The 12,404-nt window shown below is 69.0% G+C and carries 12 protein-coding genes; 4 read left to right on the top strand and 8 right to left on the bottom strand.

Going from position 1 to position 12,404, the window contains the following annotated elements; all coding sequences use genetic code 11:
• Positions 1-620 precede the first annotated feature (620 nt).
• Both RB150_00020 and RB150_00025 read right to left on the bottom strand, forming a co-directional pair.
• A complete protein-coding gene (locus tag RB150_00020; GenBank protein MDQ7818926.1) occupies positions 621-1,214 on the bottom strand; it encodes a transcription termination/antitermination NusG family protein in 594 nt (197 codons plus the stop codon).
• Positions 1,215-1,231: 17 nt separating this feature from the next.
• On the bottom strand, positions 1,232-1,915 hold the full coding sequence (locus RB150_00025; GenBank protein ID MDQ7818927.1) for a response regulator transcription factor: 684 nt from the start codon (positions 1,913-1,915) through the stop codon (positions 1,232-1,234).
• A 695-nt stretch (positions 1,916-2,610) separates the two neighbouring features.
• Here RB150_00025 and RB150_00030 point away from each other — a divergent pair.
• From RB150_00030 to RB150_00040, 3 genes are all read left to right on the top strand, one after another.
• Positions 2,611-2,847, top strand: a complete 237-nt coding sequence (locus RB150_00030; GenBank protein MDQ7818928.1) for a ribbon-helix-helix protein, CopG family — start codon at positions 2,611-2,613, stop codon at positions 2,845-2,847.
• Between the two features lie 13 nt (positions 2,848-2,860).
• Entirely contained in the window at positions 2,861-3,271 is a 411-nt protein-coding gene (locus RB150_00035; GenBank protein ID MDQ7818929.1) for a putative toxin-antitoxin system toxin component, PIN family, read from the top strand.
• A gap of 977 nt (positions 3,272-4,248) precedes the next feature.
• Complete coding sequence (locus tag RB150_00040) at positions 4,249-4,656, top strand: molybdenum cofactor biosynthesis protein MoaE (protein ID MDQ7818930.1); 408 nt, start codon at positions 4,249-4,251, stop codon at positions 4,654-4,656.
• A gap of 160 nt (positions 4,657-4,816) precedes the next feature.
• Here the strand turns inward: RB150_00040 and RB150_00045 are convergent, their stop codons facing one another.
• The 3 genes from RB150_00045 to RB150_00055 all read right to left on the bottom strand — a co-directional run bounded on the left by RB150_00045 (position 4,817) and on the right by RB150_00055 (position 6,754).
• Positions 4,817-5,176: a zinc ribbon domain-containing protein gene (locus RB150_00045; GenBank protein MDQ7818931.1), complete on the bottom strand. Its 360-nt coding sequence runs from the start codon at positions 5,174-5,176 to the stop codon at positions 4,817-4,819.
• A 451-nt stretch (positions 5,177-5,627) separates the two neighbouring features.
• Positions 5,628-5,810, bottom strand: coding sequence for a hypothetical protein (locus tag RB150_00050; GenBank protein ID MDQ7818932.1), 183 nt, complete (start codon positions 5,808-5,810; stop codon positions 5,628-5,630).
• Between the two features lie 125 nt (positions 5,811-5,935).
• The gene (locus RB150_00055; GenBank protein MDQ7818933.1) at positions 5,936-6,754 is read right to left on the bottom strand and encodes an IS481 family transposase; all 819 of its coding nucleotides are present in this window, start codon (positions 6,752-6,754) and stop codon (positions 5,936-5,938) included.
• Between the two features lie 215 nt (positions 6,755-6,969).
• Here RB150_00055 and RB150_00060 point away from each other — a divergent pair, with 215 nt between their 5' ends.
• Positions 6,970-8,001, top strand: a complete 1,032-nt coding sequence (locus RB150_00060) for a zinc-binding dehydrogenase (protein ID MDQ7818934.1) — start codon at positions 6,970-6,972, stop codon at positions 7,999-8,001.
• 152 nt (positions 8,002-8,153) lie between these two features.
• Here the strand turns inward: RB150_00060 and RB150_00065 are convergent, their stop codons facing one another.
• The 3 genes from RB150_00065 to RB150_00075 form a co-directional block, all read right to left on the bottom strand.
• Positions 8,154-9,212 carry an LptA/OstA family protein gene (locus tag RB150_00065; protein ID MDQ7818935.1) on the bottom strand — a complete coding sequence of 353 codons (1,059 nt, stop codon included), beginning with the start codon at positions 9,210-9,212 and terminating at the stop codon, positions 8,154-8,156.
• 149 nt (positions 9,213-9,361) lie between these two features.
• Positions 9,362-10,861 (bottom strand): aldehyde dehydrogenase family protein, encoded by a 1,500-nt coding sequence (locus RB150_00070; GenBank protein MDQ7818936.1) that lies wholly within the window; start codon positions 10,859-10,861, stop codon positions 9,362-9,364.
• Between the two features lie 313 nt (positions 10,862-11,174).
• Positions 11,175-12,287, bottom strand: a complete 1,113-nt coding sequence (locus RB150_00075) for an Mrp/NBP35 family ATP-binding protein (GenBank protein MDQ7818937.1) — start codon at positions 12,285-12,287, stop codon at positions 11,175-11,177.
• Positions 12,288-12,404 lie beyond the last annotated feature (117 nt).

The raw sequence follows: 12,404 nt of genomic DNA on the forward strand, positions 1-12,404 counted from the left end.
CAGGACGGCGACGGTGCGGGTGAGGTCGGGCTGGCCGTAGACGATGACCTCGATGACGTCTTCGGGGCCGAGGGTGTAGGGCTGGGGGGCGGGTTGGGGGAGGGCGGGCGTGGCGAGTGCGGCCAGGGCGGTGGCTGTGATCAGGGTGATCAGGCGGTGGTGCATGGGGGACCTCGTCGTTTGGAGTTTACCGCTCATCGTCACCCCTCCCCTGCCCTCTCCCAGGCCCTCTCCCGGGCCCTCACCCCGCCCTCTCCCGGAGGGAGAGGGGAGGTGTTGTCTCTGCCGGGCCCTCACCCTCGTCCTCTCCCGGAGGGAGAGGGGAGGATGTTGGCTGTGCGGGGCGGGATGGGAGGGTCGGGTTTCCGCGGCGGTTCCAAGCACTGCGGGGCACGGCTCCGCCGTTCCGGGTGAACTCCGTTTTCCAAACCCGGTGGTGCGTTCTCGGTTGTCCTGTGGCCGGTACGGCAAGTTGCGTCTACCGGCTTGGGGCCCTCACCCGGGCCCTCTGCCCTACCCTCACCGCACCCTCTCCCAGAGGGAGAGGGGAGGTGTTATCTCTCCCAGCCCTCACCCGCGCCCTCTCCTGGAGGGAGAGGGGAGGGTTTTGGGATTTCGCATCAGAGTCGCTCCAGGTCCAGCGGGTCGATCTCCAGGGGCGTCAGGGTGCCCAGCAACTGCAGCAGCACCCTGACGCGGTCCCGGCGGGAGGTCGGCCGCTCGAAGATGGCCTCCAGCCCGGCAAACGGACCGGTGCGGATCCGCACCCGCTCTCCAGGCCGGAGGTCCAGCCCGACCCGCACGAAGCCCAGAGGCCGTACTCTGTCCTGGATCACCTGCACCATCTCCTCCGGCACCTCGACCGGCCGCTCGCCATCGCCCAGAATCCTGAGCGCCCCGGGGGTCCACCGCACGGCGTCCCAGGTGGCCGGGGTCAGAGGCGTCCACAGGAAGAGGTAGGAGGGAAACAGCGGCTCCACCACGGTGTAGCGCCGGCCGGCGTGGCGGCGGACGACCTCGATCCGCGGCAGGAAGACCTCCACCGACGGAGCGCGCAGGTGAAGGAAGGCACTTACGCGGTCCTCCTGGCGGGGCTTCGTCTGGAGGACGTACCAGCGCGGGTCCTCACACCACCACGCCCCCGCCGAAACCGCTTGTTCGTCGGCGGTTGACATTGCCGGGAGAGGCGAGACGACAGCCTCCGGTCCGCTCATCGTGCCCTCCTCCCGACCTACCTCAGGATCCCGCAGCGGAACGCCGCGGCGATGGCCGCCGTGCGGTTCCGCGACCGCGTCTTGCGCAGGATGGAGCGGACGTGCGTTTTCACCGTGGGGACCGACACCCCCAGCTGCTGCGCGATCTGCTCGTCGGTGCGGCCCTCCGCCATCTCCTGGATGACCTTCGTTTCCCTGGGGGTCAGCGCCACGACGGACCTGTCCGCAGGCTGTCCGTGGTCCAGGTGGCCCAGGCGCGCGAACAGCTCGCGGGGCAGCGCACAGTCCATTACGGCCCTGCCGGCCAGGACCAGCCGGACGGCCCGGGCCAGCTGCCGGTCGCTGATCTCCCGCGGCAGGTACCCCCACGCCCCCGCCCGCGCCGCGCCCACCAGGCCATCTATCACGTCGTCCTCGCACAGGACGATGGTCCGGGTCCGGGGAGAGGCCGCGTGGAGGGCCGCCAGGAAGTCGGGCAACCTTCCGTCCTGCAGGCGCTGGGCGTCCACCAGCACCATGTCCGGAGCGTGGCGGCGCGCGAGATCCGCGGCCTGCTCCACGGTGCCCTCACCGACCACGGTCACCTCTTCCGCCGCCTGCAGCAACTGCCGCAGGGCGATCCGCACGAGGGGGTCGGCGACGAGGACCGCCGTGACGCGCCCGGGCGGAGCAGGAAGCGCGGGATAATGCTCCCCCGCCATGGTTCGCATGACTCCCGCCTGGTTGGTTGTGCTGGGTATTTTGGCTTCCGGGATTCTCACGGAAAAGAGAGGCGCCCTTCACTCGATCGGGGGAAAATTGCATTTGGAGGAGATCGTGTGATTCCAGGGCCGGATGTGGCTGCGGCGAGTGATTTGGTCGGTCGGAGGGCGGTAGATACCGGCGGGGGCGAATGGTTTCCCTCGTCCGGGGGAGGGGGGAGGTCATTCGGCTGCGTTAGTCGAGTTGGGTCCCCTCCCTCGCCCTCGCCCTGTACTACTTCCTCGCCCCTGGCCCTCACCCGGGCCCTCTCCCGGGCCCTCACCCTCACCCTCTCCCAAAGGGAGAGGGGAGGATGTCATCCCTTTCAGCCCTCACCCTGACCCTCTCCCCTGCCCTCTCTCATGCCCTGACGCCCTTGACTACGTTGGAGGTCCAAGGTTGCGGGAGCCGCGCTCTTTCCCGAGGGAGGGACGTTCCTCCGGTAAAGAGTCGAGGGGGGGAGGTTGACGGGCCCCGCGGGCTCGGCCTAGACAGGGATCCGGGGTCGGGGACCGAGAACTGCACCCTCATCCGGGAGCCCTCTCCCAAAGGGGGAGGGACGTTTTTTCCGCGGAGGGTCGAGCACATACGGGAGATTGACGGACCCGCGGGGCTGGTTTATCTTACTAAGTAAGATAGCCTAGGGAGGATCGCTGTGCGGACTACCAGGACGTGGACGGTTTCGCTGCCGCCGAGTCTGGTGAGGGAAGCCGAGCGTGCTGCCAGGCAGGAAAGACGGACCAAGAGCGAACTGGTCCGGGAAGCGCTGCGTTTCTACCTGGAGGAACAGCGGTGGCGGAAGCTCCAGCGGAGGACGAACCTGCAGGCTCAGGCTCTAGGGATCCGGACCGAGGAGGACGTGAACCGGATCGTCCACGAGGTCCGGCGCTAGGCCAGACGGTCCGGTGCGGATCGTCCTGGACACCAACGTTCTCATTTCCGCCCTGGCGTTCCCGGGGAGCATCCCCGATCAGCTTCTGTCGCGGGTCCGCCGAGGCGACGCGGAACTGTTCATCTCGCCCTTCATCCTAGACGAGTTCGAGAGGGTCCTGCGGGAGAAGTTCCGCCTCAGCAGGAGGGAAGCTGCCGCCCGCGTGCGCGCCGTGCGAGCAATGGCCCGTGTCGTTCACACGACGGCGCGGGTCACCGTGATCAGGGCCAAGGAGGATGACAACCGGATCCTCGAGTGCGCGGTGGCGGCGGAGGCAGAGTTCCTTGTGACGGGAGACAGGACTCACCTGCTGCCACTGGGGTCGTATGGGAAGACCCGAATTGTCAGCCCGGCGCAGATGCTGGACATTCTGGGGATACGTTGAAATCTTCCATCCGCCTACCCGTTGACTGCGTTGAGGGTGTATTGCACCTGCGGGACCAGCCATCGGGGATCAGGACCTCGTTGAAGGTCCAAGGTTGAAGGTGTACTACGGCTGCGGGATCGGGGATCCGGCATCCGGGATCAGGGATTTGGATCCGGGATTCGGATCAAGCCCTCACCCTCGCCCTCTCCCGGAGGGAGAGGGAAGGATGTTGCCTGTCGCGCCCTCACCCGAACCCTCTCCCACAGGGAAAGGGGAGGTGTTGTCTCTGCCGGGCCCTCACCCTGGCCCTCTCCCGGAGGGAGAGGGGAGAATTTTGAGGGGGAGAGGGTGAGGGTGAGGGGTCGTGGGGGTGGCGGGCGGGGAGGGTGTCGAATACAGGTGCTGCGATGAGGATCATGGTGAGGGCGTACGCATCATATCGGGAGGCCATCGGGGCGCCAGCGGTCAGCGTGGAGGTGCCGGAGGGCGCCACGCCTCAGCAGGTGTGGGCGCACCTGGTCGTCAGGTTTCCCGAACTCCAGAGGCTACCTCCCCCGCACAGGTTTGCCGTCAACGAGGAGTACGTAGCGCCGGACAGGGTGCTGGGAGAGAGGGACGAGCTGGTCCTGCTGCCGCCGGTGAGTGGGGGTCAGGACATACCCCCTCACCCCCGCCCTCTCCCCCATGGGGAGAGGGGAGTGGAGGACTCGCTTGCGGGGACAGTCCCCGGATCCGTTCGGGGACAGTCCCCGAACCCCGCTGGGGACAGTCACCCGGACCCCCTTCACCCTCGCTCTCTCCCCTCAGGGGACAGGGAAGTGGATGACTCTCCTCCAACGGGGACTGTCCCCGGGACCAGCGGGGGACAGTCCCCGAACCCCGCTGGGGACAGTCACCCGGACCCCCATGGGGACAGTCCCCCCGAGTCCCCCGGGGACAGTCCCCCTTATCCCGAACCTCTTCCCCATGGGGAGAGGGAAGGGCACGAGGCGGGGGTGTGGGTGGGGCTGGTGGAGGCGCCGGTCGACGTGGGGGGGATGCTGGAGAGGGTGCGGCATCCGCAGGCGGGGGCGGTGGTGGTCTTTCTGGGCACGGTGCGGGACAACAGCCGGGGGAGGCGGGTGCAGTTTCTGGAGTACGAGGCGTACCGGGAGCTGGCCCTCAAGGAGATGCGGCGTGTGGCGGAGGAAGCCTGCAGGCGGTGGCCGCTGCTGGGGGTGGCCATCGTCCACCGGCTGGGGCGGCTGGACGTGGGGGAGATCAGCGTGGCCGTGGCGGTCTCCTCGGGTCACCGCACGGAGGCGTTTGAAGCCGGGCGGTTTGCCATCGACACCCTCAAGCAGACGGTGCCGATCTGGAAGAAGGAGGTGTGGGAGACGGGGGCGGAGTGGGTGGGGGCCTGAGGATCAGGGCCACGTTGAAGGTCCAAGGTTGAAGGTGTACTGCCCCTCACCCTGACCCTCTCCCAAAGGGAGAGGGGAGGTGTTTTGGGTTGAATGACGGCAGGAAGCGCAGCGGTTACCGCTCCCTCGCCCTGGGGGGAGAGGGCGGAGGCGAGGGAGGTTACTCGAAGTCTTCGGTGTCGGCCTTCTCTTCGGGGGACTTGCTCTCTTCGGCCAGGGCTTCGTCAATGGCTTCCTCGAAGTCTTCGCCGAGCTCGTCGCCGAACTCCTTGCCCATGCGCTTCATCCAGCGGGCGACGCTGCGGGGGTCGTTCTCGTTCACGTCGCCCAGGTCGGCCGAGTCGGCCAGGGACTCCAGGCGGTCCTCCTCGGAGCGGACGGTGGCGAAGCGGGACATGATCCGGGTCAGGTCGGCGCTGCCGCAGTGGGGGCAGGTGTGGGTGAACGGCTCCTTGTAAGAAAGGACGAAGACGCTGCTCTTGCGGCGGCACCTCCGGCAGCGGAATTCGTAAATCGGCATCGGCACTACCACCTCTCCGGCACGCAGCCACTCCAGCGGAGTGTTCTCCGGTGCCCCGGCGGGGTCCTCGCGGTCCGACCGCGAGGTCTGATATCCGGGATCAGAACTGACAGGCTCCCGCCCTCTCCCCCACCCTCTCCCTGGCCCTCACCCTGACCCTCTCCCAGAGGGAGAGGGGAAGGTGTTGACTCTCCCAGCCCTCACCCTGGCCCTCTCCCGGAGGGATAGGGGAAGGTGTGCCCTCACCCTCGCCCTCTCCCAGAGGGAGAAGGGAGATTTTGGGGGCGCGTGCCCGTGGTCCCGTCGCGGCTGTTGGCCCCTTCTCGGCCGTATCGAAGGTCGAAGGTGGACCGCGTTGCGAAAGGGAGCGCTTACTGCTCCCTCGCCCCTTGGAGGTGTACGGACTGGAGAGAAGGGTAACAGGTGTACCGGACACATGGGTAACAGGTTATCACACCCCCCGCAGGTCAATCTGGCCCACGGGGTGGTGGCCGAACAGAACCGTCAGCACGCCGTCAACCCCGGCGGGCTGCAGAGCTACCGGGTACCCGGTGAATGCTTGGCCGACCCGGAACTGCCGCCCCCGGTAAGAGATCAGGCCGCCCTGCTGAACCCGGCGGACCGGCAGGCCCACAGGGTAGTCGATCGGGGGCAATCGTTCAGGAAACGGCCGCAGGCTGGGGCGGTAGTGGGCGGCCGGGACGTCCAGCTGGAGCGCATCGTGGGGTCGCTGGAAGTTGTACAGGTCGCGCCAGCGGTTCAGGGCCGCCTGCAGGTGGGCCAGGTCCCGCCACTGGCGGCCGCGAGCAGTTCCTGCTCCAGGGTCCGGTGGAAGCGCTCCTCCTTGCCCAGCGTCTGGGGGTGGTAGGCGCGGCTGTGCCGCACGCGTATCCCCAGCCGCAGCAGCCACACCCCCAGCGGAGTGTAGACATGCTCGGCGTCGCTCCCCCAGGGGCTTCCGTTGTCCACCAGCACGCCATCAGGCAGGCCGTAACGCTGGAAGACCCCGGTGAGGGTGGCCTGAACCAGCGGGGTCCGCTGGTGGGGCAGGGCGTGCAGGCACAGGTTGAAGCGCGAGCAGTCGTCCAAGATGGTCAGAGGGTGGGCTCGGCCGGCCAGGGTCACGACCGGACGCTTGAAGTCCATTTGCCACAAGCTGTTGGGGACGGGGTGCGTGAAGCGCTGCCAGGTGCGCCGGCCTCCCAGGCTCCCGGTGGCGATCAGGCCCTGGCGGTGCAGGACGGCCGTGATGGTGCTCCCGGCGGGCAGAGGGCGGATACCCTGGAGCTCCAGGGCGCGGAGGATCTTTCGGGCACCCCAGGTCGGGTGGGCGGTCCGCAGGGTCACGATGGCCTCTGCGACTCCGGCAGACACCTGGGCGGGCAGGGCGTGGGGGCGACGCGAGCGGTCGGCCAGCCCGTCGACACCCTCTTGCCGGTAGCGACCCAGCCACTTGTAGCCGGTTTTGCGGCTGATCTGAAACCGCCGGCACAGCGCGCTGACGCTCACGCCAGCCTGCCGGGCCATGGTCACGAACTCGTACCGTAGAGCCATGAGATCCACCGTCCTCCAGGGCATAGCTCCCTCCTCAGGTCAGGTGAGGGAATTATGCCAGTACTCTGGAGCCGACTGTTACCCATGTCTCCGGTACACTTGTCACCTATCTCCCCGGTCCGTACACCCCTTGGGGGAGAGGGTGGGGGTAGGGAAGAGGAAAGCGTGTGGGGAAAGAGGGTCTGGTTTCCGATACATGACCGTTGGTCGCCGGTTCCAAGTTCGCGGGGGTGAGAGGCGTGCGGGCGGTGGTGTACACGGGGCACGGGGGGCCGGACGTCATCCGGGAGCAGGAGATGCCCGACCCGCCGGTGGGGCCGACCGACGTGCTCGTGCGGCTGCGGGCGGCGGCGCTCAACCACATCGACCTATGGGTGCGGAGGGGCCTGCCGCGTCTGCGCCTCTCGTTCCCCCACGTTCCGGGCGCCGACGGGGCCGGCGTGGTCGAGCGGGCGGGCGAGGCGGTGCGCACGGTGCAGCCCGGCCAGGAGGTCGTCCTGGCGCCGGGGATCAGCGACGGCGTGTGCCGCTTTTGCGTCGCCGGCCGGGACAACCTCTGCCCGGAGTACACCATCCTGGGCGAGCACCGGCACGGCACCTACGCCGAGTGTGTGGTCGTGCCGGAGGTCAACGTGCTGCCCAAGCCGGTCCGTCTGTCTTTCGAGGAGGCGGCGTCGGTTCCGCTGGTTTTCCTCACGGCCTGGAACATGCTGGCCACCAACGCCCGCCTGCAGCCCGGGGAGACGGTCCTGATCTGGGGGGCGGGCAGCGGAGTGGGCAGCGCCGCGATCCAGATCGCGAAGGTGCTGGGCGCGCGGGTGATCGCCGTGGCCGGCGGGCGGTGGAAACTGGACCGGGCGCGGGAGCTGGGGGCCGACGAGGTCATCGACCACACCAGCCAGGACGTCTTCGAGGAGGTGCGCCGGCTGACGGACCGCCAGGGCGTGGACGTGGTGTTCGACCACGTGGGGCGGGCGACGTGGGAGACCAGCATCCGCTGCCTGGCGCGGGGGGGACGGCTGGCGACCTGTGGGGCCACCACCGGCGCGGAGGCGACCACCGACATCCGCTACATCTTCGGAAGGCGGCTGTCCATCTTCGGGACCTGGATGGGGACCAAGGGGGAGCTGCACCGGGTGATGGGGCTGGTGGAGTCCGGGCGGCTGCGGCCGGTGGTGCACGGGGTGTTTGCTCTGCGGGAGGCGGCGCGGGCGCAGGAGGTGATGGAGCGGAGGGAGCATTTCGGCAAGATTGTGTTGAGGGTGGAATGAGGACGCGTTGAAGGTCCAAGGTTGAAGGTGAACTGCCCCCCCACCCTGGCCCTCTCGCGGAGGGAGAGAGGAGGATGTTGCCTCTTCCGGAGGGAGAGGGGAGGGTTTGCAGCCAGGCGAGAGGCTGTCGCGTGTCCGAGATCCGGGCCGGGTCAGGGTGTCTCGGGCTGTATGCGGATCGTGGTCTCTCCCTGTGCCACGAGGCGGTGCTCGCGGTAGTAGAACGTGACCACGTCGGCGGTCAGGGTGCGGCCGGGGCGGCGGACGGTGACCTGGCCGCGGAAGACGGCGTAGCCGTCCGGAACAGACAGCGTCGCCGCCTGCGACGTGATGGTCGTGTCCTGGAAGACCCCCATGACATTGCCGGAGGCCTGCGCGGTCTGCTCCTGGACCTGCACGTCGATCCGGTCGGCCTGCAGCTCGCCATCGGGCGTCTGCATGCGGGCGCGGCCGCCGAGGGTGGCGGTGCGGGCGCCGCGGGCGACCAGCGTCTGGGCTGTCGCCGCGAGATTCCGCGTGGTGAGGGTCACCCCGCCGGTGGCGGTAAGGACGTCCTCCGCCAGACGGTAGACCATGCGGTCGGCCCGGATGGTGCGGTCGGCCCACCGGGCCACGGCGTCTTCTGACGCCTCCAGGACCTGGCCGGCCGCCACGCCGACGACCCGGCGGGCGGTCAGCTCGCGGTCTCCCCACCGTACCGTGACACCGCCGTCGGCGTCAAACGTCTTCCCCGCCTCGTAGCGCACCCGGTCCGCCTGCAGCGTCCGGTCCGCCCACCGGAGCACCACGCCGTCCGTCGCCTCCATGATGTCGGCGACCGGCCGGTAGCGTACCCGGCCGGCCTGCAGCGTCCGGTCCGCCGAGCGCACGGTCACCTCCCCCGCCGCTTCCACCGCCTCCAGGGCTCCCGCCGGCGTGAGGGTCACCACAACCTGCCGGGCGCGGAGGTCGCCCTGAGGGGTGACAGCAGCGACGTGGCCGGTCAGGCGGATGCGTCGGTCGCGGCGGGTGTACAGGAGGTGGTCGGCGCGGATGGTGATGCGGCCGTCGGTGATGGTGACGGCGCCGCGGGCCTCGATGACCTGGCCGGCCTCGCGGGCGAGGACCGTGTCGGCGGTGATGCGGACAGTGGGCGCGGAGGCGCCGGCGGCCGGGAGGGCGAGGGTCAGTATGCAGGCGAGGGTGGCGAGCGGGGCAGGTTTCACAGGCACAGAGCCCTCATCTTCGTCCTCTTCCCCGTCCTTTCCCGGGCCCTCACCCGCGCCCTCTCCCGGGGGGAGAGGGGAAGATGTTATCTCTCCCAGCCCTCACCCGCCCTCTCCCGGGGGGAGAGGGGACTGAGGGGGGTGGAGTTGGGGCGTCAGTCCTTGTCGATCTGGGCGCGCTGCAGCCGGCCGCTGTAGTCGATGTACACCGCCTTCCACTCGGAGAAGACGTCCAGGACCTGCTGGCCGCCTTCCCGGTGGCCGTTGCCGGTGTTCTTGGTCCCGCCAAAGGGCAGGTGGACCTCGGCGCCGATGGTCCCGTGGTTGACGTAGACGATGCCGGTGAAGATGTCGTCAATCGCCCGCATGGCCTTGTTCACGTCCCGGGTGAAGATGGACGCCGACAGGCCGTACTGGACGTTGTTGAGGATCTGCACCGCCTCCTCGAGGCTCGCGGCCTCGATGATGTCGGTCACGGGGCCGAAGATCTCTTCCTGGGCGATGCGCATGCCGGGAGTCACGTTGTCGAAAATGGTGGGCGCGTAGAAGTAGCCGCGGGCCAGCGGGCCGTCGGTCACCGGGTGACCGCCCACCAGCACCCGGGCGCCCTCCGTCCTGCCGATCTCCACGTACCCGTGCACGCGCTCCCGCTGGGTGTCGCTGACCAGCGGCCCCACGTCGGTGGCAGGGTCCAGCCCGTCGCCCAGCCGCAACCGCTTCGCACGCTCCACCAGCCGCTCGGTGAGCTCGCCCCGGACGGGCCGGTGGGTGATGATGCGGCTGCAGGCGGTGCAGCGCTGGCCGGTGGTGCCAAAGGCGCTCCAGATGAGGGCGTCGGTGGCCAGGTCCAGGTCGGCGTCGTCCATGACGATGGCGGCGTTCTTGCCGCCCATCTCCAGGGAGACGCGCTTGCCGCGGCGGGCGCACTTCTCGGCGATGGCCAGCCCCGTCTCGGTGGACCCGGTGAAGGAGATGATGGCCACGTCGGGGTGCTCCACCAGGGCGTCGCCCACGGTGGTGCCGCTGCCGGTGACCACGTTCAGCACGCCCGGCGGCAGGCCGGCTTCCTGGAGGATCTGGGCGAAGCGCAGGCCCACCAGGGGCGTGTAGGTGGCCGGCTTGAACACCACGGTGTTGCCGCACACCAGGGCGGGGATGATCTTCCACGATGGGATGGCCATGGGGAAGTTCCACGGGGTGATGACTCCCACCACCCCCACCGGCACCCGGATGCAGTAGGCGGCCTTGTTGGGCATCTCGCTGGGCGTGGTGTAGCCGTGCAGGCGGCGGCCCTCGCCGGCGATGAAGTAGGTCATGTCGATGGCTTCCTGTACGTCGCCGCGGGTCTCGGTGAGGATCTTGCCCATCTCCTGGGTCATCAGGCGGGCCAGGTTCTCCTTCTCCTTCACCAGCATCTCGGCGGCCCGGAACAGGATCTCGGCGCGCCGGGGCGCGGGGTATTTGCGCCACTTCTCGAAAGCGGCTTTGGCCGCCGCCACGGCGTCGGCGACGTCCTCGGGGCCGGATTTGGGGACGAGGCCGAGGACCTCGCCGGTGGCGGGATTGATGGACGGCATGGTTTCGCGGGTGCGGGACTCGACCCACTTCCCGTTGATGAGGTTCTTGTGGAGTTCAGGAGTGACGGTGGCCATCATCTCCACCTCCCGGCCGCTCAATTGACTGCGTTGAAGGTCCAAGGTTGAAGGCGAACTGCCTCCCTCACCCTGACCCTCTCCCCTGCCCTCACCCTGGCCCTCTCCCACAGGGAGAGGGGAAAGGTGTTGGTCTCACCCGGACTCACCCTCTCCCGGAGGGAGAGGGGAGGCGTTATCCCCTCCCAGGCCCTCACCTGACCCTCTCCCAGCAGGGAGAGGGGCTGAAGATTACCTCTCCGCGGCCCGCACCCTGGGAAGAGGAGCGTCGGGGACTGTCCCCACCTGTCTGGTCCGGTGCCGGTCCCCGGCCTCCTCAGGAAGTGCGGGCCGGGACGGGGACGGCGTCGCGCAGGCGCTCGGCGGCCCGGCGGAACGCGGCGGCGGCCTCCGAGTCCGGGCGCGAGCGGACCACCGGGCGGCCGGCGTCCCCGCCTTCCCGCACCGCGGGGTCCAGCGGGACCTCTGCCAGCAGGGGCACCCCCAGCTGGGCCGCCAGCGCGGCTCCCCCTCCCCGGCCGAAGATGTACACCGGCTCGGCGCCGGGGGACGGGCGGAAGTACGACATGTTCTCGACGACGCCGACCACCTCCATGTTGACCTTCTCGGCCATCTTCGCGGCCCGCAGGGCCACCTTCACCGCCGCCTCCTGGGGAGTGGTGACCAGCAGCATGCAGCTAGAGGGCAGAGTCTGGGCGATGGTGATGGAGACGTCCCCGGTGCCCGGCGGCAGGTCCAGCAGCAGGTACTCGAGGTCGTCTCCCCAGTGGACCTCGTTGAGGAAGGTGGTCAGGGTCTTGTGCAGCAGCGGACCGCGCCAGATGACCGCCTGCTCCTCGTCGGGCAGCATGAAGCCGATGGAGATGACGCGGATACCGTCCCGCTCCAGCGGGATGATCATCTGGTCGATGACCGTGGGCCGCCCGCTGACCCCGAGCATCCGGGGGATGCTGAAGCCGTACACGTCGGCGTCCACCACGCCCACCCGGTGGCCCATCTCCGCCAAGGCGGCGGCCAGGTTCACGGTCACGGTGGACTTGCCGACGCCGCCTTTGCCGCTGGCCACGGCGATGACCCGGATGGGCGAGTCGGGCCCGAGGAACGACGGACGGCCCTGGGTGCCCACCTCGCCCCCCCGCAGCTTTTCGATCAAAGCCTGGCGCTGCTGGGGGGTCATCACGCCCAGGGCGACGTCCACCGCGCGGACGCCGGGCAGGGCCCGCACCCTGGCCTTGATGGACTCGACGATGGTCTCGCGCAGGGGGCAGGCGCCGATGGTCAGGACGGCGTCCACGGTGACGCGGCCGTCGCGGATGGCGATATCCCGGACCATGTCCAGGTCGACGATGCTCTTGTGGAGCTCGGGGTCCTGGACGTCGCGCAGGGCTTCCAGGATCTGATCGCGGGTCGGCGGGGGAGTGGTGGTCACGGGATGCCTCTCGGGAAAATGGCGTCAACCTTCATGCTAGCATCGGCCGTCGCGGGGTGTCAAAGATGCCCTCACCCTGCCCTCTCCCAAAGGGAGAGGGGAAGATGTCGACTCTCC

It is taken from the genome of Armatimonadota bacterium, from assembly GCA_031081675.1.
GTDB lineage: Bacteria > Sysuimicrobiota > Sysuimicrobiia > Sysuimicrobiales > Kaftiobacteriaceae > Calidihabitans > Calidihabitans tengchongensis.

What these genes read in the sequence shown, in the direction of transcription:
- RB150_00045 (MDQ7818931.1), bottom strand. Translation starts at nt 5,176, where the DNA reads ATGCCGATTTACGAATTCCGCTGCCGGAGGTGCCGCCGCAAGAGCAGC.
- RB150_00020 (MDQ7818926.1), bottom strand. Translation starts at nt 1,214, where the DNA reads ATGAGCGGACCGGAGGCTGTCGTCTCGCCTCTCCCGGCAATGTCAACC.
- RB150_00025 (MDQ7818927.1), bottom strand. Translation starts at nt 1,915, where the DNA reads ATGGCGGGGGAGCATTATCCCGCGCTTCCTGCTCCGCCCGGGCGCGTC.
- RB150_00070 (MDQ7818936.1), bottom strand. Translation starts at nt 10,861, where the DNA reads ATGATGGCCACCGTCACTCCTGAACTCCACAAGAACCTCATCAACGGG.
- RB150_00055 (MDQ7818933.1), bottom strand. Translation starts at nt 6,754, where the DNA reads ATGCCCTGGAGGACGGTGGATCTCATGGCTCTACGGTACGAGTTCGTG.